The organism is Polaromonas sp. A23, assembly GCF_002001015.1.
Lineage (GTDB): Bacteria > Pseudomonadota > Gammaproteobacteria > Burkholderiales > Burkholderiaceae_C > Polaromonas.
Window position 1 is genome coordinate 115,497 of record NZ_MUNO01000041.1, and the last position, 21,272, is coordinate 136,768.

The following is a 21,272-nucleotide window of genomic DNA, read 5'->3' on the forward strand; positions in this document are numbered from 1 at the left end:
GCGCTGATGAAGGTGCGAAACATCAAATGACGTTCTTCTCCAGCAAGGCCCGCCCCTCCACCAGCCGCTGCACCGCGAGCGGCGACAAGTCCAGGCTGGTGTAGGCGCCCTCGCAAATCCACTCGGCCAAGCCACGCCCCACTGCGGGCGCCTGCTGCAGGCCGTGACCGCTGAAGCCGTTGGCCAGCAGCAGGTTGGCCAAGGCCGGGTGCGGGCCGAGCAGCGCGTTGTGGTCGTGCGTGTTGTATTCGTAGTAGCCGGCCCAGGCGCGTTGCTGGCGCAGGGCTTCAAAGCCGGGCACGCGGTTGGCCAGCGTGAGCCAGGCTTCGTCGAACAGGGCGTGGTCTACGTCCAGTGGCAGGTCGTTGTCGTCTTGCGCGGGCGGCAGGCCGCAGATCCACATTTCGCCTTCGGGCCTGAACCACAGGCCGCTCGGGTCGATCACCAGCGGGCAGTCGGGCGTTTTGGCGGGGCTTGAAAACCCATACACGCAGCGCCTGCGGCCGTACACCGGCAAGTCCAGCCCGGTGCCGGCCAGCAGCGGCCTGGCCCAGGCGCCTGCGGCATTCACTGCCCAGTCGCAGGGCAAGCTGGCGCCGCCTTCGAGCGTGACCGCGCTCACGCGGCCCTGGCTGTGCGCGAAGCCGGTGGCGTGCGCCTTGACGTACTGCACGCCCAGGCTGCGCGCCTTGTGCTTGAAGGCCATGAGCAAACCGTAGCCATCGAACCAGCCTTCGCCCTCCAGGCCCAACGACGCCAATGCCAGGTCGTCCACCCGCAGCCACGGAAAACGCTGCTGCAGCGCGGCCGGATCCAACAGCGCAACTTTGACGCCGTGCGCGCGCTGAATGGCGTGGTTCTCGCGCAGGGTGGCGGCGCCGGCTTCGGTGGCCAGGTAAAGGTAGCCGCGCTCGGTCAAACCGATGTCGGGCACGTCGCCATCCACCGCCAGGTGCTGCTTGATGTTGCGCAAAAAGCCGATGCCGAACTGCGAGATTGCAATGTTGACCGGCTGCGAGAACTGCTGGCGTATGGAGCTGGCCGACAGCGCCGAAGAGGCCTGCGCATAAGTAGGGTCACGCTCGACCACGGTGATCTCGCCGTGAAAGCGTGCGTGTGACGCCAGAAAGTAAGCAATCGCGCTGCCTATCACCCCGCCACCGACGATGACGATTTTCTGCCCGGTTTGGCTCATCTGGTGTCTGCTCCCGCATCTGCTTGCATGGGGCTCATCCTAACGGTGTCGGAAGGGCCGTCGGTTGTGCTGCTTAGTCATGGCGGACGCCGTGGGCCAACTCATTGGAGGACAGGTCCGGAAGCGGCGAGCCCCGGGGCCGGTGAAAACCTACTCTTGTGTGTCGGGGCGTAGCGGCCTTTCATCATTTACAACACCACAGGACTTTCATGAACAGACTTCAAAACAAACGCGCGCTCATCACCGGCGGAACCACCGGCATCGGCTTGGCCACGGCCAAACAGTTTCTGGCGGAGGGCGCACGGCTGGTGGTGACCGGTTTTAACGACGACACGCTGGCACAAGCCCGGCAGGAGCTGGGCGCCGAGGTGCACGTCCTCAAGATTGACGCGGGCGATGTGCAGGCGCAAGCCAGGCTGGCACAGCAGGTGGCCGACGTTTTTGGGCAGCTGGACGTGGCCTTTCTGAATGCGGGCATCGGCATCTTCCGGCCGCTGGAGCAGTGGGACGAAGCGACGTTCGAGCGCCTCATGGCGGTCAATCTCAAAGGACCGCTGTTTCTGATGCAGGCTCTGCTGCCGGTGTTTGCCAACCCGGCTTCTGTGGTGTTGACGGCGTCGGTGGTTGCGCACATTGGCATGCCGACCTCCAGCGTTTACGCCGCGACCAAGGCGGGGCTGGCTTCGCTGGCGCGTACGCTTTCTGGCGAGCTGATCACGCGCGGCATTCGCGTCAACGCCCTGAGCCCGGGGCCGGTGACCACCCCGATCTACGGCAAGCTGGGCATGCCGCCGCAAGAACTGCAGCAAATGGCCGACTCGATTCTGGCGCAGGTGCCGGCGCAGCGTTTTGGTACCGCAGATGAAATCGCCAAGGCGGCGGTGTTCCTGGCGTCCGACGAGGCGAGCTTTTCAGTGGGCAGCGAGCTGGTGCTGGACGGCGGGATGAGCGCGCTGTAGCGTCATTGCCCAGGCGGTAGGCCGTGGGGAGGCGTTTGAGGTGCCGGAGCGAAGATTTGCAAGTCAAATCGAGCTCTGGCCCTTTTAATTCGGGTGCCAATAGCTATTAATAAGATAGCGGAAATTTTCTTTGGCATGCCAAAGACGTGCCGGAAAACCGCCCATGCCCACAGGCGTGTGGGGCCGTGTCTGACGCGCGGGGGCCAGCATGGGGGGTATGTTGGGGCATCGACATCTTGTTCGTACCCATTTCGAAAAGAGGAGCACCCATGCCCGGCGACACCACCAGGCGCGGCCCTGCTGACAGTTCACGTGTCAACGTTCACGAACCTTACGAGCTGCGCTATTGGACAGAAAAATTCCAATGCTCGGCCGAGCAGCTCAAGGCCGCCGTTACAGCAGCGGGTACCAACGTTGCCGCGGTGCAGGCGCGCCTGCGCCACAGCAAAATAACGCACTGACCGACCATCGGAACGCCGGGCGATTGCGCCGCCCCCGGTTTGGTTTCCTCAGGCTTGCCTGGGCGGCTTGGGCAGGAAACTAAACGCCAGCGCACCCAGCACCAGCAGCGCGGCAATGCTGGCCAGCCCGGTCCTGCCCGGTTCTATCGTCCTCCCCGATAAAACTGGCACCTTTCCATGATGAAAAACTGGCACCTCGAAAGTGCCAGCCTCGCCCTTATCCTTATACCCGGCCCCAACGGGGTTGTAATGCTGGGCCGCTCGCGTGCCTGTGGCGGGCCGGCTCAGGCGCCACACGCTGTGAAATGTGGCGCCTTGGCACGGTAAAAATTGGCATTTGGCGAGTACCAATCGCACACTAGGCTTGGCGCGCGCAATCCTCCAGACTGGTAAGTTTTGTGGATGGGAAGATGGTTCCTGCTGGTCGGTCCTGGCGATGCATATCGCCATGTTCGTATTAATTGTGGTACCTGCGGTGTGCTGCCGCGTCAGGCAGCGTTGCCGGGTCGGCACGTTACTGGAGTGAAGAATTGAATGGCCTCTCAAACAAGCAGGACATGTTTGTCCTGATCGCAGACGACCACGCACTTGTGCGAGATGGCATCCGTGGCCTGGTTGCCGGCGTACTGGGGGACGTGCAATTCGTGGAAGCGGACGATGGCGACTCGTTGATGCAGGCGGCCTGCGCCAGACCGCTGGCGAGCGTGGCCCTGGTCGACCTGAACATGCCGGGCATGGAAAGGGGCTTCCGGCTTGTGGAGCTGGCGCGTTTGTGCCCTTCGCTGCCGCTGGTGGTGATTTCGGCGCTGACCTCCCCGGACGTGGTACGGCGCACGCTGGAGATTTCGACCGTTCACGCCTTCGTGTCCAAAAGCGCGCCCTCTGAACAGATCTGCGCGGCCATCGAAGCCGCCATGCAGGGCATCAAGCTGCCGTTCGCGCTGCGTGTGGCCGACACCAAACGCCCGGAGCTGCTTCTCACGCCGCGCATGGAGGAGGTGCGCCAGCTGCTGCGCCTGGGCATGAGCAACAAGCTGATTGCCAGCACCCTGGGCATCACGGAAGGCACCGTGAAAAACTACATGAGCGAAATCTTCAAGGCGCTCAACGTGTCCAACCGCACGCAGGCGGCGCAGCTTGACTCCGAGAGCCTATGACGCCGGCCAGGGATGAGCGGCCAGACCCTGAAGACAGCGCACACACGATAGCGTCGCTCTGGGCGCTGCGCCTCTGCGAATTGCTGTGCGCGCTGATGTTCGCAACGGCGTTGCCCTGGCAGCAGCCCTTTGCCTGGTTCGCGATCATTGCCGGGTTAGGCATGTTCCGGTGGTGGCATGTCAACCGCCCCTCCTTCAGAGCACGGCCCAGGCTGCAGCGCCGACGCATTTACCGCATCTACATGTGGGTGCTGATGTCTTACGTCGGCAGCGCCTGCTACTTTCTCTATGTGCCGGGCAACGTGCCGATTCAGGCGGTGCTGATGAGTTACCTCCTGGGCAACGCCACCTTGATTGCGGTGCGCCTCACGGGCGACCTGATGCGCACGACCATCGCCCTGTGCCTGGCGGTGCTGCCGACTTCGATACGCTTCATCGTGGAAGGCGCGGCCGACAACACCCTGCTGATGCTGATGGGTATTGGTGGAATTTTCATGACCATCACCATGGTGTTCCTCTCGCGCGCGCAGGAAAGCAGCGTGCTGCACCAGTACGAGCAGCGCCGGCGCGCCGAGGCTGCGACGAACGCGGTGGCCGCCATGGGGCTGAGCAAGTCCCGCTTTTTTGCGGCGGTCAGCCACGATCTGCGCCAGCCGGTGCACGCTATCGGGTTGTACCTGGCGCCTTTGCACGCCCTGGCACAGAACGCGCAGGACCGGGCCGCCCTGCGCGCCGTGGAAGGTATCAACCAGTCCTGGCGGGCCCTGGATGGCCTGCTCTCGCAGGTGCTGGACCTGACGCGCATGGACTCGGGTGTGGTGAAGGCCGACCTGCAACCGACCGAGATCGCGCCGCTCGTCACCAGCCTGGTCATGCAGCACAGTGCTGTCGCCGAGGCGGCCGGTGTGCGTGTGGTGGCGCTGGTCAGGCCGGGCGCCTTCGCGATGGCGGACGGGCTCATGCTCATCCGCATGTTGTCGAACTTGCTGGACAACGCCATCAAGTTCTCGCCGCCGGGTGGCTCGGTGCTGGTGGTGCTGCGCAATGGGGGCGGGCACTGGCGGCTGCAGGTGCGCGACAGCGGTGTCGGCATTGCGCAGAGCGCGCAGGAGAGGATTTTCGAGGAGTTCGTGCAGATTGATAACGATGCCCGCGACAGGCAGCACGGGCTGGGACTGGGGCTGGCGATTGCCAAGCGTTTTGCCTTGCTGATGAATGGCAACATCGAGGTTCGCTCCGCGCTCGGTCGGGGTTGCTGCATGACGATCACGTTGCCGCGGGCCAACCCACCGGCGGCGACAGAGGCGGCGGACGGTGTGGAGCATCGCCTGGACACCGGCCCTGGCGAGCTTCTGCCGCAGACCGGTCACTTTGTACCCGTGCTGGCCATGCGCAACGTGTTGTTGGTCGAAGACGACTCGCTGGTGGCAGGCGCCACCCGCGAACTGCTGACTTCATGGGGTTTGCGTGTGCGGCACGTGGAAACTGCGGCAGAGGCTTTTCGCGAGGCCGAATACGGGGACGTCGCCATTTGCGATGCCCGGCTTCCCCACAGCGCGTCGGGGCTGGATGTTGCGCTTGCCATGCGCGATATTGGCAAGAAAGTGCTGCTGATCAGCGGCGAGACCAACGCCGCGTTGCGTGAGGCGGCGCAGCAGCATCAGCTGTTGCTGCTCACCAAACCCGTTTCCCCGCCACAACTGCTCTCTGCCCTGCAGAACCTGTAGTTGCCGCGCGCTCGCAGCCGGCGCGTGCCTCGGGTATGACTAATTTCACGTGTTCGTTTCTTTGCGGCGTCGGTAAATTCGCCGGCATGGATTGCGCGCATCCGCGCGCTCCCGTTGCCCAGAGGAACGACCATGAGCTACCAGTTTTCCCCGGAAACCAATTATTCCGGCACGCCCCAAGCGGTGATGCTGTCACAACCGCCGCGTGTCGGGCGCTTCGCGCAAACGCGCGGCATCGGCATCGTGCGTCATTTCTACCGCGTGCTTTGCCGCTTCACGCCTGGCCTGGCTGCACACCTGGCTTATGCGCAGCTGGCCAGGCCGCCGCGCCCGGCTCTGAGCGAGCGGCACATCGCCATCCGCAAGCGGGCGCGGATGCAGCGCTTGCCGGCGGGGAAAAACAAGCTGGCTGTCTATGAATGGGGCGAGGGCCCGGCGATTCTGATGGTTCATGGCTGGGGTTCGCACGCCACACACATGGGCCGGATGATCGGCCCGCTGGTGGACGCGGGGTTCCGTGTTGTTGCCTTCGATGCGCCCGCGCACGGAAAATCCTCGGGCGGCGCAACCGACCTGGTGCAGTTTGCCAACGCGGTGGCCGTTGTGGCCCGGCATGTGGGGCCGCTGCACTGCGTGATCGGCCACTCTTTTGGCGCGGCCATGGCGATGTATGCCGCCAGGGACTGGGGCGTGGTGACCGGCAAGATGGTGCTCATCAGCTCCTTCAACCACTGCAACTGGTTTCTGCAAATGTTTGCGGAGCACGTCGGCCTGACCCCGGCGGTGCTCGATCGCATGCGCCAGATGATGGCGAACCTGTATGGCGGCCGGCTGAAGTGGAGCCGCATGTCGGTGGTGGACATGGCCCGGCAGGCCGGATTTCCGATGCTGTTCGTTCATGACGAGGACGACCAGGAGATTCCTTTTGACCACAGCCTCGCGCTGGTGACCGCGCTCAAGGACGCGCAGTTCAAGGCGACCAGTGGTCTTGGACACCACCGCGTGGTGCGCCACCCTGAGGTCATCAGGGATGTGGTGGCGTTTGTCTCGCACCAGCAGGTGGAATAAATAGGAGCGCGTCATGCAACACCCGAATTTTTTACCCATGCGTCCCCGCGCCCACCGGCTGGCTTTTGTGCTGGGCAGTGGCGGTGTCCGCAGCGTTGCCGCGCTCGGTGTTGCGCAACGGTTGGCGCAAGAGGGCATACGGCCCGACCTGATTGCCGGCTGCAGTTCTGGTGCCTTGTTCGGCGCACAGATTGCAATGGGCATGCAGGGCGATCAGGCCCTTCGTGCGGCGACAGCCCTGTGGTCGGCCGAGCTGACGCAGCAGCGCCGCTGGCGCGCCTATGTGCAGTTGCTGGTGCCCAGACTGGCGGGCTTTGGTGCTGGGTTTGCGCTGCGCGACGACCGGCTGATCGTCCAGCGCATTGCCCGAGCCTTTGGGGACCGCCAGCTGGAGCAGCTTGAAACGCCGTTGCGCGTGGCGGCCACGGACGCCGCCAGCGGCCAGCCGGTGGTGCTGACGCACGGCAGCGTCGTCGATTCGCTGCGGGCCAGCATGGCGGTGCCTATTATTTTTCCCAGCGTCGAAATTCGTGGCCAGCGCCTGGTCGACGGCGTTCTTTCAAACCCCTTGCCGCTTTCTGCCGTGACCGATGCCCAGGTGGTGGTGACGCTGGGCTTTAGAGGCGCCATGCCGCGCCGCGTCGATCGCCTGTCGCGGTTGGTGGCCCAGACCAGCACCACACTGATCAACAACCTGATGCAGGCGCGCATCGACGCGGCGCGCGCGGCCGGGCAGACGGTGATCGGCCTCGAGCTGGGTCTGGACCGTCATGTCGGCCTGTGGGAAACCTCGGCCATGCCGTATCTCTTCGAGGCCGGCAGGCGTGCTGTGCAGGCACGCCTGACGGATATTTTTGCCGCGCTTGAGCAGGCCGAGTCGTCGCCCACGTTGCCTCTTTTTGCTTTTCAACCACCAACCCATGCCATTGAGAAAAATGACTTTCACTACCACGCACACTGAAAACTATGCCCGCTGCATTGCGGCGTCCACACGCGTTCGCTGGGACATTGGCCGCGACGTGATTCGCGGACGGGTTTTCGATTTTTCGAAACACTTCCTGCCCGACGGGCTCTCGCGCATCAGCCGGCTGGACTTTCTGCAACCGGCCGAGCAGGTCCACCTGAGCCAGATCCAGGGGCGGACCTATGCCAACATGTTCGGTCTGGTCGAACGCTTCATCGGCATCAAGATGCTGGAAATCACCCGCGACCACTGGTTTGGCGACCAGGTGGCGCTGGAAGCGTTGGTACGCTTCACCGATGAGGAACTCAAGCACCAGGAGCTGTTTCGCCGGATTGAACGCCTGGCCGCCGCAGGAATGCCTCCGGGCTATGAATTCCTGCCCACCGCCAACGAGGTGGCCGCGCAGGTGCTGCAGGCCCCCACCTGGTCGGTGCTGGCGCTGACCTGCCACATCGAGCTGTTCACCCAGACCCACTACCGCCAGAGCATCGAGCCTGACGACCATCTCTCGGAGCTGTACAAGGACGTATTCCTGTTCCACTGGCAGGAGGAGTCGCAGCACGCCATTCTGGACGTGCTGGAGTGGGAGCGTGAGAACGCGCGCATTACGCCGCAGGAGCGCGATGAGGCGGTGGATGGGCTGATTGGCCTGGTAGGTGCGATCGACGGCATCTTGCAGAAACAGTCGCATGCCGACGCACACTATTTCGTGGTCACCTGCGGGCGGCGTGTGCCGCAGGCGCAGCTCGACAAGCTGGCCGCCGGCCTGCTGGATGCGTACCGTTGGCAATACATCGTCTCCGGCGTGCAGCAAGCCAGGTTTCGCGAGCTGCTTGTCCAGATGATCACCGCCGATCAATGGCAGCGCATCCAGTCGGCCCTGAGCTCGCTGATGAGCTAAACCGGAAATATTTTTATGTTCAATTCAACAATCCTCCAAAAAACAATCATCTCTGCCGTGCTGGCCTTCGCTTTTGCTGGTCCCGGCTTTGCCAGCAGTGAGGCGTCCAAAGCCCTCGAGGAGGCGCACCGCGCCTATTACCAAGGGGAGTCCGAACGTGCGCTGCTGATCTACGAGCAGCTTGCCGCTGCTGGAAATGCCGAGGCGGCCGAACGCGCGGGGTTCATATTGCTTCGGGGGTCTGGCGCCGGTGTCCGGGCAGGCAAGGCCGACCTTGCGCGTGCCACGACACTGCTGGCCCAGGCGGCCGGCGCCGGCCGTCTGGGTGCGGTCTTTCTACTCGGCCTGCTGGACAGTGCCGACTGAAGCGCATGCTTCGGGGCGCCAGTCAGCCCCGCGATACATCTGCTGCAACACACACCCAGCGATTCGATTGTTGAGCCCAGACGTCGGTGTAGCGCCCTTTGCCGGCCTGCCCGTCGGCCTGCGTAAAAGTCGTTCTGCCATGAACGATGGCGGTTTCGCCAAAAAGCCGAACAAGAACATCGTGGACAGCGAAGTCACCGACCTGAATGGGCAATGCGGCCCGCTTCAGAAATTCGGCCCGACCAGACAGCGAGCCGTCGGCGTTGCTGTTGAGAAAATCCGGGGCGAGGTGGTTCTCAAACCAGGCCATGTTGGACGTTTTGACGGCGGTGATGAATTCCTGGTTCAGCCTGGTGAGCTGCGCTTCATCGCCGGGCTTGCCGGAATGGATCTGCGGGTTCTCCTGCTTCATGGTTGTCCCTCGTTAAAAGCGGTTGAAATGCGCGGACACGCAAAGCCAGCGTTGCTGGCGGCGCGCGTAGATGTCGGTGTAGCGGCCGCTGCCCCACTTACCGTCCAGGCTTTTGTACCTGAAGCCCGCGTGAATCAGGGCAAGCTCGCCGACAAGGCGGATCTGCACGTCCACTGCCTGCAGGTTTGTGCCCGGGTACGGACCAGAGATTCTCTGGAGAAAGCCCGCGCGATCGACGATAGAGCCATCGCGGTGGCTGCTCAGAAAATCTTCCGCCAGGTGTTCCTGGTACCACGCTGCATCGGACTGTTCGGCCGAACGGACGTAGTGCCGGTTGAGGTCTTCCAGTGTCTGGATGTCTTGCGTCCGGTCGGGGGCAAGGTCTGTTTGTTGCATGGGGAAAGCTCCTTGGTTGACGAATCCTGGGTGAAGCATAGTTTTGTACTGGCTCTTTCAAAGAGCCAGATTTTCGTCATAGCAAGGTGCCAGATTCGGCCGGGACGCGTATGATCTTCAGCTGTCGGCGCGGTTCATCCCGCACATTTTTTGCAAACGCAACAGCACCTGCCGCAACCTGCGCATTGCCATGCTTCTAGCTTTCAAAAGTTCTGCGGCGCCCCTGAACCGGCGCGTGTACCTGGCGCTCAAGGGGGGCATCCGGGACGGCCGCTTTGCGCCGGGAAGCCGGTTGCCTTCGACGCGGGCGCTGGCGGCTGACCTCGGGGTTTCACGCAACACCGTCATGCTGGCCTACGAGCAGCTGGCCGCCGAGGGTTACGTGCTGAGCAAGGGCCGGTCAAGCACCACGGTCCTGGGTGCCCTGCCGCCGCAGCCTGCGGTGCGGCCGGTTGCTGAACGGGTGCAGCAAGGGCTGCAGGTATCGGCGTACGCCAGAAGAATGATGCAGGACAAGTCTTTGCCACCGCCCGCTGCCGCCTATGGCCGCCGGCCTGGTGTTCGCCAGGACTTCCGCTACGGCAGCGCTGCATTGGACGAGTTTCCCAATGAAATCTGGCGGCGCCTGTTGTCGGTGCATGCCAGGCAAGCCAGCCGCGACACCCTGGGTTATGCGTTTCCTGCGGGCTACCTGCCGCTGCGGACGGCTCTGGCCGACTATCTCAAGCGCGCACGCGGGCTGCATTGCGATGCCGACCAGATCATCATCGTCAATGGCGCCCAGCAGGCGATCGACCTGGCGGCCCGTGTGCTTCTGGACCCGGGTGATGCGGTGGTGGTGGAGGAGCCGCACTACCCGGGTGCCACCAAGACCTTTGAGGCCAACGGTGCACGCCTCTTGCGGCTGGCAACGGATGCGCAAGGGCTGGACACCGCGCAGCTCCCGCCTGCCGCCGCCGGTGCCCGGCTAGCCTACGTGACGCCCTGCCACCAGTTTCCCTCGGGCACGATCCTTCCGCTGGAGCGCAGGCAGGCATTGCTCGACTGGGCGGCGCGAACCGGTGCCTGGGTGCTGGAAGACGACTACGTGAGCGAGTTTCGCTACGAGGGCAAACCGCTGGAACCCTTGCAGGCGCTGGATCGCCAGGAGCGTGTGATTTACGCCGGCACGTTTTCGAAAACACTGTTCCCGTCGTTGCGGCTGGGTTATCTGGTGCTACCGCGCTCACTGGTGCCGCACTTCATTGCCGCAAAATGGATGACCGACCGGTTTTCGATGTTGCTGCCGCAAATGGCCCTGGCTGACTTCATCAGCAGTGGCCAGTTTGAAAAATACCTGCGCAGGGCTGGCGCAAGAAATGCGGCCAGGCGCCAGGCACTGGTGGACGCCTTGACGCAACATTTTGGCGACCGTGTCGATATTGCCGGTGGGAAAACCGGCGTTCATCTGCTGGTCTGGCTTAACGATGTTGCGCCGCAAGACGTGGACGCGCTCATTGCCCGCGCAGCGCAAGCGGGGGTGGGCCTGTATTCCGTTGCCCCCTATTTTGCAAAGCCCCCGGCCCGCGGCGGGCTGCTTTTTGGCTACGCCTCGCTGTCTGTGCCCGACATACGAACCGGCATCCGGAAACTGGCCGAGCTTGTGCCCGAGCGGCGTGTGCGGGCAAAGCTGTCAGTGGGATAGAAAAACGACTACAGCCCTTGTAGTGTGGGTGCAAGAAGCTATTGAAATCATAGCGTTGATGCGTGCGGACGCTTACTTTTGAGGTTGAGGCGGCGGGCCGGGCAGTGCCACAAAGGCCAGCGCACCCAATGCGAGCAACGCCGCAATGCTGGCCAGCACGGCGGTGAAAGGCTCCACGCCGCGTGCCGTGGCCATGGAAGCAACAATGCCGGTGAACCACTGCATGGTGGCCACGCCGAGGAATATGGCCATGGTGAACACCGACAGCGCCCGGCCCGTCATGGCTGCCGGATAGGCGGCGCGTACGTCGGAGTACTGCAGGATCATGTAGCCCGACAGCAGGCCGATGGCGATGGGTGCGGCCACGTCGATGAACGGGCTGTGCGTGAATGCAAAGCCGGCGAACACGCCGGCCAGCAACAGTGTGAAGCCGGTTATCCAGCGGCGGCGCGTGGCAGGGCCGGGGTCCAGCCGGCCGAACAGCGGCGGGCCGGCCAGTGACACCAGCGACATGACCAGCGCCACGTTGCCGCTTTGCACCAGTGAGAACCCATGGCGTTCGATCAGCAGCGGCCCCAGCCACAAGCCGCGCAGCGAAACAAAGGACGCGTAGCAGACACTGGCCAGCAGCAGAATGCCCCAGGTATGCGGCAGGGTGAACAACGCGCCAAAGCCGGCGAGGGCCTGGCCCACGGACTCTTTTTTCCTGAGCGCGTCCATGGAGTGCGCGGGCTCGTGCACCAGCGCCCAGATGAGGCCCCAGGCCAGCACGCCCCAGCCGGCCAGCACCCAGAAGCCCATGCGCCAGGAGCTGGCCTCGATCAGCCAGGCCAACGGCGTGCCGGTCAGCAAGAGGCCAATGCCGCCCAGGCTCATGGCCAGGCCCGAGATGGCGGCAAAACGGTGTGCAGGCAGATGCCGCGCAATAAACACCGTGCACACCAGAAAAGTTGGCGCGCAGCCAATGCCGATCAGCACCTGGCCGGCCACCAGCGCGCCGAAGCTGGTGGACAGCGCCGACAACACCGTGCCGGCAATGGCGATGGGAAAGGCGGTGAGCACGGTGCGCCGCACGCCGTGCAGGTCAATGCCTATGCCCATGAACAGTTGCATGCCGCCGAAGGCAAAGTGGAAGGCGCCGGCGAAGAGGCCCAGCGCCTGGGCGTCAAGCGCAAAGTCGGCTTGCAGCGGCGCGGCCATGATGGCGGCCACCGTACGCACCGCCTGGCTCAGCGCGAACGCGGAGATCAGCGCAAACAGCATGACCCAGACGGCGCGGGGGCTGGAGGTAGCGGGCAAGGCGTGTGAGGGCGGCGGTGCGGCGGTCATGGCGGTGAGCGTACACCGGCGTACGCTGCGCCGTGTCGCCAGCGGCTCATGGGCACATGGTTTGAAGGTGAAAGTGGGAATTAGCCCTTATTCCACGGGCGCAAGCAGCTCCTGAAAAAGGAGCAAACCTCAGTGCAAGGAGTGCGGCCCGGCGTCCAGCTCGTTGGCGTGCGCCTTGCAAAACGCCACCAGTTCGTCCAGCTCCCCGGACTTGTCGAACACCTGGTCAGCGCCGAGCTGCAGGCAGCGGTCGGTGATGTTCTGGTGCTTGTAGCTGGTGAGTACAACCACCTTCTGATTGGCCTTGCGGCTCTGGCAGTCGCGCAGCACGCCAAAGCCCGAGCCTTCGGCGAGGAAGAGGTCAATGATGGCGATTTGCCAGTCGTCGTGGCATCGGTTCAGCCACAGTTTGGCGGCCTGTTCGCTGGCGGCGTGGCCAATGAAGCGGACGGGGGCGATCTCCTGCATGCCCTCGACGAGGGTGTCGCGAATGTCTGGTTTGTCTTCGACAAGAAAGGCGCTGATCAGCATAAGCGTCCCTGTAAAGAAAACAGGGTAAAACTTTGGATCTACGCATTTTGTAAGACGGACGCCTTTCTGTTCGTAGGCCGTTTCCTACAGGAGTAGGTTTGCTACTTTTTGGGCGCGGCCATTTGCCTGGCCGCGTGAAGCTGCTGCTGCACCGTGGGCAGCATTTTGGTGGCGAGTGCCTTGATTTCCGGGTCCCGTGCCTCGCGCTGGGTTTTGTGCAGCAGCGCCACCGTCTGCGCGTGGTCGTCCACGCCGGCGTTGCTCAGATACTGTTTGTCGAAACTGTCGCCTGACAGCAGCTTGAGCGCCGTGCCCGAGGCCTTGTGCTGCATGTCGGCGTCTTTGGGAACGTTCAGGCCTTTGACCAGGGCCAGGCGCTCAACTTCCCGGAGCGCTGCACTACGGTCGTCAACCACTTGTTTCGCAAATTTCTTGATCTCAGGATTGCCCGATTTTTCGAGCGCGGTTTTTCCGGTTTCGATACCGGCAATACTGGCTTCGGCCAGGTTGTCGAGAAGCTTTTTATCGGGATCGGCCGGTTGCAGAGCGCCGAAGCCGCCGGCGCCAACGCCTGTACCCTGGGCCTGAACAGGCATGGCGGCCAGAACCAGCGCCGAAACGGCTGCGGCAAGCAGGGCCTTGCCCGCTTGCGTGGGGAAAAGATGGGGACGTGAATGCATCGGGGGTGGACTCCTTGAACCGATCAACGGAGAAAAAAGAAGGGAGGGGAATGCAGGGTTGGACAGGAAGGTGTGAAGCGACGTAGAGGCGTAATGCCAGCCCTTCAAGCCTGGACGCCTGGGTTAGCCGCGGTGCCAGTGCTTGCCGGGTTGGGCTGTAGGCGTTGTCTGACGCCTTCGCTATAGTGCAATGAAGCGCCCGCCGGACTCCGGCCTACCGTTGAAGAAAAAACATATGCATCACTTGCATCACTTACGCTGGGTTCTGCTGGCTTTTCTGTCGGCTTGGGGTGTCACTGCCGGCGCGCAGGCGTCCATCGAAGTCAAGCAACTGACTACCCGTGCGGGCGTGACGGTGCGCTTTTTGTACGCCAAGGCGGACAACCCGGTGGCCAGCGCGGTTCTGTTTCAGGGGGGCCCGGGCAACATCGGTCTTTTCCCGAACGGCTCCATGCTCAACGAGGGCTTTCTGGCGAGCGGCGCGCACCGTTTTACGCAAAACGGCATCAGCGTGGTGATACCGGATGTGCCGTCCGACCGCAGGAACCTGGACGATTTCCGGCAAACGGCTGAACACGCGCAGGACAATGCGGCGCTGTTCGAATTTTTGCGCCAGCAGTCTCCGCTGCCGATCTGGGCGGTGGGCACCAGCAACGGCTCACTGTCGGCCGCGGCGGCGGCGACCCACCTCAAAGGCAAGGGCCCAGCCGGGCTGGTGCTGACCTCTTCGGTGACCAAAGCAGGGGTGTCACGCGCGGCGCATGTGGTGTCGCTTGCGCCGCTGGCAGAGGTCACCCTGCCAGTGCTGCTGGTGCATCACAAGACCGATGGCTGCTATGTGACGCCCTACGACGCCATGCCGGCGCTGAAGGCGGCCTTGTCGGCCTCCCCCAAGGTGGAGCTGATCTCACCCGAAGGTGGCTCGTCCGGAGGCAACCCTTGCCACGGCGGCTACCACCAGTTCCGGGGCATCGAGACAGCAGTCACCAAAGACATTGCCGACTGGATCAAGGCCAACTCCGCCGCGCCGGTAGCCAGGTGAGGGGTGCCAGGCAGCGGTGCGCTTTAAATGATGCTGGATTGATAGCAAAAACGGCCTTCAGCCCTTACTGTACGGTCGCCAACAGCTCCTGAAACAATAGCAACAGTGAGGCTGCTTTAGGAGCAGGCGCGCAAGGCCTTGCCTTCGAATTGCGTCTTGAGCCCGTCGAGCTGGGTCCGCAACTCGCTGTCTACCGCTGCGAATTTGACGATCTGGCCGCGTGCCTCGGCACGCTCCTGTGTCACGCGCGCCGTGCGCACGCCTTTGGCGGCAATACGCACAAGCTCTTTGTCGGCTTCGGCCTGGGTTTGGAAGCTGCCCAGCGCCAGGCCGGGTGCCAGCGCTTCATTGCTGACGGCGCGGAAAGACACGCCGAGCTGGCGTAATTCACCGCGTTTTTTGGACAGGGCTTCCTCGCTGTTGTATTTGCCCATGTAAACAATCCATCGCGCCGGCTCGACGCTGCTTTCAAGCTGCCAGCTGCCGGAGGGCAGGGCCGTTTCAAGGCTGGTGCGCAGGCGGGTGGTCTGCTCTTCATTGAACAGGCCGGCCTGCAGGCATTCGGTGGGGATGTCTGCGGCGGAAGATGTACCGGCTGCGCCGTTGCGGCCGGTGTTGCGTGCTTCAATGTCGCGCGCTTCATCGGGGGTCAGGAGACGAATCGCTTCGGGCCGAATCTGGGTGGCCAGGCGCTGGGGCTCGGTCTGCACGGCAGGTGTCATACCTATCGGTTCCAGCACGCCAAGCGACCAGGCGAAGTAGCCCGCGTTGGCCAACACCAGCAGCAACACCAGCAGCCTCAGCATGCGCGCGCGCTGCCTGGGGCGGGGGGCGTCATGGGCCGGACGCTGACTTCGGAGCTGGTGATTTCTTTCATGCCAGCCGCAGTATGCACCAGCAACGCGCCGTTTTCGCCGACGCCATGGGCCATGCCCTGGGTACCGTCGGACAGCTTCACGATGCGTCCGGCGAGCGCGTCGCGCGCGCTGAAGCGTGCCTGGAAAGGGCTGAAGCCGAACATGCCGAAGGCCTGCACCGCCTGTACCAGCGGGGCAGCCACACGCAGCAGGGTTTCGGCCACGTCGATGCCGGGCAGCAGGGTTTGCAGGGCACCGGGCGCCAGCGCGGCGGGTTGGCCGGCGGCAGGGGCCAGTGCCTCGGCCATGGCGCGCACGTTGATGCCCACACCAATTACCACGTAGCGCAACTCGCCCCAGTTGGCGGTTTCAACCAGGATGCCGCCGAGCTTGGACTCGCCGCCCTGCGCGTCGGTGAGCCATAAATCGTTGGGCCACTTGAGGCGGATGGCCGGTGCAGCGGGGTTGCCGGGCTCCAGGCTTTCGGCCAGGCTGATGCCCACGGCCAGGGAGAGGCCGGACCAGTCGGCCGGCTGCAGCGGCAGGCCGAGAGAAAACGTCAAGCTGTCGCCCGCCTGGCTTTGCCAGCTGCGCCCCATGCGGCCACGGCCCGCGGTTTGCTGCTCGGCCACCAGCAGCACAGGCTCGCTGGCCACCGGCCCGGCGGCGCGAAAGCGTCGCATCAGCTCGGTGTTGGTTGAATCAATCTGGGGCAGTACCTCCACCGTGAAGCCCGGCAAAACGGGCGCCACGGCTTCCCAGATGGCCTCGGCAGGCCAGCGGAAGGGGGCGGTGGGTGGAGTGCTCATGGCGGCAACGACGCGGGAGGAATCATGGATTGCGGGGTGGCCCGCAATGGCAAGTCAGCGCTTGGTGTTCAGGCTTTTTTGCTTTTGGCCGGTTTTTCGGCTTTGCCTGCTTTTCCGGTCTTATCGGTTTTGCCAGTCTTTTTCAGAACCTTTTTGAGTTCCTTGTTGAGCTCTTTCTTGAGCTGCTTGCCTTTCACGGCTTTCTCAAGCTTCTTCTTTTTTTCTTTTTTGTCCTTCTTGCCCGGCTTGTCGTCCTTGGACGCCAGCAGTGTGCCGCGGCAGTCAGTCGCGCCGCACCAGCAGGGGTATTCGGCCTTGAGCTTTTTGGTGTACTTGGCGTCGATGATCAGGCCGTAGTCATAGAACAGCTCTTCGCCGGCCTTGATGTTGCGCAGCGCCTTGATGTAGACGCGGCCGCCCTGCTCGTCGGCTTCGCAATTGGGGTTGCAGCTGTGGTTGATCCAGCGCGAGGAGTTGCCGCCGTATTTGGCGTCAATCACATGGTCTTCATCCATGTGGAAGTAGAAGGTGTGGTTAGGGTCCTTCGGGTCGTGCGGGTGGCGACGCAGCGCTTCCTTCCAGGTGACGACCTCACCGATGTATTCGATCAGGGTCTCGCCTTCGGCGAGGTCTTGCACGGCAAACACGCCCTTGCCATGCACGCCGGAACGGCGGGTCTGGATGCGGCGGCCAGTGTCTGGCGCAGGGCCGGTGGGCAGGCCGGAAAGGGGGGCGGAGTCCTGATTTTTTGACACGACAAATTTTTTTGGTATGGTTAATTCATGCATGTGCGCGCACATGCGGGTGCGCGCGTGTGTACGCGCGAAGCCGTTATTGTAGTGATGTGCCGGAAAACCCGACCATGTTCAACCGAAGAAAACTGATGCAGCTTGCGCCTGCGCTGGTGGCGCCCGGCCTGGCCGCGCGCGCCTGGGCCCAGGGTGCGCTGGCCCCCTTGCCTGGGGTGGGAAGCACGCTCAAACTGCCGGTTCTCAAGTTGCTGGACGGGCGCACCTGGAGCCCCGCTGGGGTGCGGGGAAAGACGCTTGTGGTGTACTGGTGGGCTAGCTGGTGCCCTTTTTGTGCGGTGCAGTCGCCCCATATAGAGGCGCTGTGGCAGGCCCATAAGGCCAGCGGACTGGAAGTGCTGGCGTTGTCGATTGACCGTAAGCCAGGTGCCGCGCAGGCTTATATAAAGACCAAAGGCTACAGTTTTCCGGCGGCGATTCTGCCGGAAGACACCAAGTTCTTGCACAAGCCGCGTGGGTTACCGGTGGTGGTGGTCCTCAAGGTCAATGGCCGCGATGGCCGCAGTGGAAAAGTCGTGTTTGCCGAAGCCGGGGAAATGTTCCCCGATGATGTAGAAGGTTTGAAGAAGTTTTTATGAAAACACTGGTGATTGCAGAAAAGCCCTCGGTTGCACAAGACATCGTGCGGGCGATGACGCCTAGCGCGGGCAAGTTTGAAAAGCACGACGAATATTTCGAGAGCGACGAGTGGCTGGTGACTTCGGCGGTGGGCCATCTGGTGGAGATCCAGGCGCCGGAGGAGTTTGACGTCAAGCGCGGCAAGTGGAGTTTTGCCAACCTGCCGGTGATTCCGCCCTACTTTGATCTCAAACCCATTGACAAGACCAAGACGCGGCTCAACGCCATCGTCAAGCTGGCCAAGCGCAAGGACGTGGGCGCCCTCGTCAACGCTTGCGACGCGGGCCGCGAGGGTGAACTGATCTTCCGCCTGATCCAGCAGTACGCCAAGAGCGCGCACCCGGTCAAGCGGCTGTGGCTGCAGTCCATGACGCCGGCCGCGATTCGTGACGGTTTTGACAGCCTGCGCAGCGACGCGCAGATGCTGCCGCTGGCGGATGCGGCGCGCTGCAGATCTGAGGCCGACTGGATGGTCGGCATCAACGGCACCCGTGCCATGACCGCCTTCAACTCGCGCGACGGCGGTTTCTTTTTGACGACGGTGGGCCGCGTGCAGACACCGACGCTGTCGGTGGTGGTGGAGCGCGAGGAAAAAATCCGCAAGTTCGTGAGCCGCGACTACTGGGAAATCCACGCGAGCTTTCTGGCTGAAGCCGGCGAGTACCCCGCCAAGTGGTTTGATCCCAAGTGGAAAAAGGCTTCGGCCAATGCGGACAACACCGAGCCCGACGCCGAGCTGAAGGCTGACCGGGTGTGGTCCGAGCGCGAGGCGCTGGCGATTGCCGAGGCCGTGCGCGGCAAGGCCGCCACTGTCACTGAGGAAAGCAAACCGACCACACAAGCGGCGGGTTTGCTGTTTGATTTGACCTCGCTGCAGCGCGAGGCCAACGGCAAGTTCGGCTTTTCGGCCAAGACCACGCTGTCGATTGCGCAAAGCCTGTACGAACGCCACAAGGCGCTGACCTACCCGCGTACCGATTCGCGCGCGCTGCCGGAAGACTATTTGCCGGTGGTGAAGCAGACCTTTGAAATGCTGGCCGCCAGTTCCATGAAACATCTGGCGCCGCACGCGGCCACGGCCATCAAGGGCAACTACATCAAGCCCAGCAAGCGCATTTTCGACAACGCCAAGGTGAGTGATCACTTTGCAATCATCCCAACGCTGCAGGCGCCCAGCGGCCTGAGCGACGCCGAGCAGAAGCTGTACGACCTGGTGGTGCGACGCTTCATGGCAGTGTTTTTCCCGAGTGCCGAATACCTCGTGACCACGCGTATTTCACAGGCCGTGGGCTACAGCTTCAAGACCGAAGGCAAGGTGCTGGTCAAGCCGGGCTGGCTGGCAATTTACGGCAAGGAGGCCGCCGACGAAGTGGCCGATGCCAAGGAAGGCGACAAGGGCCAGAGCCTGGTGCCGGTGAAACCCGGCGAGATGGTGCGTGCAGAAGTGGTCGAAGCCAAGGGCCTCAAGACGCGGCCGCCGGCCAGGTATTCAGAAGCCACCTTGCTGGGCGCGATGGAAGGTGCCGGCAAGACGATTGACGACGACGAGCTGCGTGAAGCCATGCAGGAAAAAGGCCTGGGCACGCCGGCCACCCGCGCGGCGACCATCGAAGGCTTGATCAACGAAAAATACATGCTGCGCGAAGGCCGCGAGCTGATTCCGACGGCCAAGGCCTTCCAGCTCATGACGCTGCTGCGCGGTCTGGGTGTGGAGGAGCTGTCGCGCGCCGACCTGACCGGTGACTGGGAACACAAACTCGCGCAGATGGAAAAAGGCAAGCTCAGCCGCGAGACCTTCATGGCCGAGATTGCCGACATGACGAAAAACCTGGTGGCCAAGGCCAAAGGTTACGACAAGGACACGATTCCCGGCGACTACGCGACGCTCAGCGCGCCCTGCCCCAACTGCGGCGGCGTGATCAAGGAAAACTACCGGCGCTACACCTGCACCGGCAAAAACGGTGCAGAGGGCTGCGGCTTCTCATTCGGCAAAACGCCGGCTGGTCGCACTTTTGAAGTGGCCGAGGTCGAACAATTTCTGCGCGACAAAAAGATTGGCCCGCTCGACGGCTTCCGCTCCAAGGCAGGCTGGCCGTTCACGGCCGAGATGGTGATCAAGTTCGACGAAGAGACCAAGAACTACAAGCTTGAGTTTGACTTCGGCGACGACAAGAACGGCGAAACCGGCGAGATCGTGGACTTCAGCGGCCAGCAATCGCTGGGCGCCTGCCCCAAGTGCGGCGCCGGTGTGTTTGAACACGGCAAAAACTACGTGTGTGAAAAGTCGGTACCAACCAACGCTCAGCCCACGCCCAGCTGCGACTTCAAGACCGGCCAGGTGATCCTGCAGCAGCCGGTGGAGCGCGAGCAGATGGTCAAGCTCTTGACCGCCGGCAAGACCGACCTGCTCGACAAGTTTGTGTCGATGCGCACCCGCCGCCCCTTCAAGGCCATGCTGGCCTGGGACGCGGAAGCCGGCAAGGTGAATTTCGAATTCGCGCCGTCCAAGTTCCCGCCACGCAAAACCGCCGGCCCGCCGCGTACCGGCACCGTGAAAACCCCGTTCGGCAAAACCGTTGCGGCCAAGACTGCAGGCCCTGCTGCGAAAAAAGCGGCTGCGAAAAAAGTCGCAGCCAAAAAAGCACCCGCTGCCAAAACCGCCAAGCCAAAAACACCGCGCGTTGCCAAGCCAGGCAGTGGTCTCAAACCCAGCGACGCGCTGGCCGCGGTGATCGGTTCAGAACCCGTGGCGCGTACCCAGGTCATCAAAAAGCTCTGGGACTACATCAAGGCAGAAAACCTGCAGGACGCCGCCAACAAACGTGCCATCAATGCGGATGCGAAGCTGCTGGCCGTGTTTGGCAAGCCGCAGGTGACTATGTTTGAGTTGGCGGGGATTGTTGGGAAGCATTTGACGGCGGAGTAAGTCCGGCCGCGGGGTGCTTGACCCCCGTTCGGGCTGAGCCTGTCGAAGCCTGTGCAAGCTTGCCGCGGCGGTGGGTCTTCATACAAGCCGGGGGTAGCCCGGCGGCTACTCACTTTCTTTTGCTTCGCCAAAATAAAGTAAGCAAAGAAAAGGCGACCCCGCTGTCTGCGTCCCCCTTCGCTGACGCTGCGGGGGCAACCTGCGGTGCTCGGTCCAGCCGGGGCCGGGCTCGAACTCGCTACGCTCAGACAATCGCCCGTCCTTATCCGTCTGGCCCTCCGCTCCTCGGCGCAGTCAGAGGGGTGGGGGAAACGAATGCGGATACGGGGAGGCGAGGACGCGCAAAGCGCGCCCTCGCCGGAGCCCGATGGCGTACCCGAA

22 protein-coding genes are annotated in these 21,272 nt (G+C 63.1%); 12 read left to right on the plus strand and 10 right to left on the minus strand.

What is annotated here, in order from left to right; all coding sequences use genetic code 11:
• Nucleotides 1-22: 22 nt before the first annotated feature.
• Nucleotides 23-1,195 carry an FAD-binding oxidoreductase gene (locus tag B0B52_RS18895; protein WP_077595213.1) on the minus strand — a complete coding sequence of 391 codons (1,173 nt, stop codon included), beginning with the start codon at nucleotides 1,193-1,195 and terminating at the stop codon, nucleotides 23-25.
• 209 nt (nucleotides 1,196-1,404) lie between these two features.
• On the opposite strand from B0B52_RS18895, the gene B0B52_RS18900 reads away from it, so the two are divergent.
• Together B0B52_RS18900 and B0B52_RS18905 are read left to right on the plus strand one after the other, a co-directional pair.
• The gene (locus B0B52_RS18900) at nucleotides 1,405-2,154 is read left to right on the plus strand and encodes an SDR family oxidoreductase (RefSeq protein ID WP_077595214.1); all 750 of its coding nucleotides are present in this window, start codon (nucleotides 1,405-1,407) and stop codon (nucleotides 2,152-2,154) included.
• Nucleotides 2,155-2,423: 269 nt separating this feature from the next.
• Nucleotides 2,424-2,615: a DUF3606 domain-containing protein gene (locus B0B52_RS18905; protein ID WP_077595215.1), complete on the plus strand. Its 192-nt coding sequence runs from the start codon at nucleotides 2,424-2,426 to the stop codon at nucleotides 2,613-2,615.
• Nucleotides 2,616-2,663: 48 nt separating this feature from the next.
• Here B0B52_RS18905 and B0B52_RS22785 read toward each other — a convergent pair whose 3' ends face one another.
• The gene (locus B0B52_RS22785; protein WP_256387531.1) at nucleotides 2,664-2,786 is read right to left on the minus strand and encodes a hypothetical protein; all 123 of its coding nucleotides are present in this window, start codon (nucleotides 2,784-2,786) and stop codon (nucleotides 2,664-2,666) included.
• A 359-nt stretch (nucleotides 2,787-3,145) separates the two neighbouring features.
• Between B0B52_RS22785 and B0B52_RS18910 the strand changes: the two genes are divergently transcribed.
• The 6 genes from B0B52_RS18910 to B0B52_RS18935 all read left to right on the plus strand — a co-directional run bounded on the left by B0B52_RS18910 (nucleotide 3,146) and on the right by B0B52_RS18935 (nucleotide 8,798).
• Entirely contained in the window at nucleotides 3,146-3,772 is a 627-nt protein-coding gene (locus B0B52_RS18910; protein WP_077595216.1) for a response regulator transcription factor, read from the plus strand.
• On the plus strand, nucleotides 3,769-5,499 hold the full coding sequence (locus B0B52_RS18915; protein ID WP_077595217.1) for a hybrid sensor histidine kinase/response regulator: 1,731 nt from the start codon (nucleotides 3,769-3,771) through the stop codon (nucleotides 5,497-5,499). The genes B0B52_RS18910 and B0B52_RS18915 overlap by 4 nt, the downstream gene beginning before the upstream one ends.
• Nucleotides 5,500-5,631: 132 nt before the next feature.
• A complete protein-coding gene (locus tag B0B52_RS18920) occupies nucleotides 5,632-6,567 on the plus strand; it encodes an alpha/beta fold hydrolase (RefSeq protein WP_077595218.1) in 936 nt (311 codons plus the stop codon).
• A gap of 13 nt (nucleotides 6,568-6,580) precedes the next feature.
• Nucleotides 6,581-7,528 carry a patatin-like phospholipase family protein gene (locus tag B0B52_RS18925; protein WP_077595219.1) on the plus strand — a complete coding sequence of 316 codons (948 nt, stop codon included), beginning with the start codon at nucleotides 6,581-6,583 and terminating at the stop codon, nucleotides 7,526-7,528.
• A complete protein-coding gene (locus B0B52_RS18930; RefSeq protein ID WP_077595220.1) occupies nucleotides 7,503-8,432 on the plus strand; it encodes a hypothetical protein in 930 nt (309 codons plus the stop codon). Before B0B52_RS18925 ends, B0B52_RS18930 begins: the two co-directional genes overlap by 26 nt.
• 15 nt (nucleotides 8,433-8,447) lie before the next feature.
• Nucleotides 8,448-8,798, plus strand: a complete 351-nt coding sequence (locus B0B52_RS18935) for a hypothetical protein (RefSeq protein WP_077595221.1) — start codon at nucleotides 8,448-8,450, stop codon at nucleotides 8,796-8,798.
• 22 nt (nucleotides 8,799-8,820) lie between these two features.
• Here B0B52_RS18935 and B0B52_RS18940 read toward each other — a convergent pair whose 3' ends face one another.
• Nucleotides 8,821-9,210, minus strand: a complete 390-nt coding sequence (locus B0B52_RS18940) for a nuclear transport factor 2 family protein (protein WP_077595222.1) — start codon at nucleotides 9,208-9,210, stop codon at nucleotides 8,821-8,823.
• A gap of 12 nt (nucleotides 9,211-9,222) precedes the next feature.
• Entirely contained in the window at nucleotides 9,223-9,606 is a 384-nt protein-coding gene (locus B0B52_RS18945; protein ID WP_168173593.1) for a nuclear transport factor 2 family protein, read from the minus strand.
• Between the two features lie 190 nt (nucleotides 9,607-9,796).
• Here B0B52_RS18945 and B0B52_RS18950 point away from each other — a divergent pair, with 190 nt between their 5' ends.
• Nucleotides 9,797-11,290 carry a PLP-dependent aminotransferase family protein gene (locus B0B52_RS18950; RefSeq protein ID WP_077595224.1) on the plus strand — a complete coding sequence of 498 codons (1,494 nt, stop codon included), beginning with the start codon at nucleotides 9,797-9,799 and terminating at the stop codon, nucleotides 11,288-11,290.
• A 72-nt stretch (nucleotides 11,291-11,362) separates the two neighbouring features.
• Here the strand turns inward: B0B52_RS18950 and B0B52_RS18955 are convergent, their stop codons facing one another.
• The 3 genes from B0B52_RS18955 to B0B52_RS18965 form a co-directional block, all read right to left on the minus strand.
• Nucleotides 11,363-12,619 (minus strand): MFS transporter, encoded by a 1,257-nt coding sequence (locus B0B52_RS18955; RefSeq protein WP_077595225.1) that lies wholly within the window; start codon nucleotides 12,617-12,619, stop codon nucleotides 11,363-11,365.
• 129 nt (nucleotides 12,620-12,748) lie between these two features.
• Complete coding sequence (locus tag B0B52_RS18960) at nucleotides 12,749-13,150, minus strand: response regulator (protein WP_077595226.1); 402 nt, start codon at nucleotides 13,148-13,150, stop codon at nucleotides 12,749-12,751.
• 101 nt (nucleotides 13,151-13,251) lie between these two features.
• The gene (locus B0B52_RS18965; protein WP_077595227.1) at nucleotides 13,252-13,830 is read right to left on the minus strand and encodes a DUF4142 domain-containing protein; all 579 of its coding nucleotides are present in this window, start codon (nucleotides 13,828-13,830) and stop codon (nucleotides 13,252-13,254) included.
• A 244-nt stretch (nucleotides 13,831-14,074) separates the two neighbouring features.
• On the opposite strand from B0B52_RS18965, the gene B0B52_RS18970 reads away from it, so the two are divergent.
• Nucleotides 14,075-14,872, plus strand: coding sequence for an alpha/beta hydrolase (locus B0B52_RS18970; protein WP_217349818.1), 798 nt, complete (start codon nucleotides 14,075-14,077; stop codon nucleotides 14,870-14,872).
• 116 nt (nucleotides 14,873-14,988) lie between these two features.
• Here the strand turns inward: B0B52_RS18970 and B0B52_RS18975 are convergent, their stop codons facing one another.
• The 3 genes from B0B52_RS18975 to B0B52_RS18985 all read right to left on the minus strand — a co-directional run bounded on the left by B0B52_RS18975 (nucleotide 14,989) and on the right by B0B52_RS18985 (nucleotide 17,257).
• Nucleotides 14,989-15,678, minus strand: coding sequence for an SPOR domain-containing protein (locus B0B52_RS18975; protein ID WP_077595229.1), 690 nt, complete (start codon nucleotides 15,676-15,678; stop codon nucleotides 14,989-14,991).
• The gene (locus B0B52_RS18980; protein ID WP_077595230.1) at nucleotides 15,672-16,538 is read right to left on the minus strand and encodes a biotin--[acetyl-CoA-carboxylase] ligase; all 867 of its coding nucleotides are present in this window, start codon (nucleotides 16,536-16,538) and stop codon (nucleotides 15,672-15,674) included. Before B0B52_RS18980 ends, B0B52_RS18975 begins: the two co-directional genes overlap by 7 nt.
• A gap of 68 nt (nucleotides 16,539-16,606) precedes the next feature.
• A complete protein-coding gene (locus tag B0B52_RS18985; RefSeq protein WP_371327413.1) occupies nucleotides 16,607-17,257 on the minus strand; it encodes an SET domain-containing protein in 651 nt (216 codons plus the stop codon).
• 143 nt (nucleotides 17,258-17,400) lie between these two features.
• Here B0B52_RS18985 and B0B52_RS18990 point away from each other — a divergent pair, with 143 nt between their 5' ends.
• Nucleotides 17,401-17,925 (plus strand): TlpA disulfide reductase family protein, encoded by a 525-nt coding sequence (locus B0B52_RS18990; RefSeq protein ID WP_077595231.1) that lies wholly within the window; start codon nucleotides 17,401-17,403, stop codon nucleotides 17,923-17,925.
• Nucleotides 17,922-20,891, plus strand: a complete 2,970-nt coding sequence (locus B0B52_RS18995; protein ID WP_077595232.1) for a DNA topoisomerase III — start codon at nucleotides 17,922-17,924, stop codon at nucleotides 20,889-20,891. Before B0B52_RS18990 ends, B0B52_RS18995 begins: the two co-directional genes overlap by 4 nt.
• The last annotated feature ends 381 nt before the right edge of the window (nucleotides 20,892-21,272 follow it).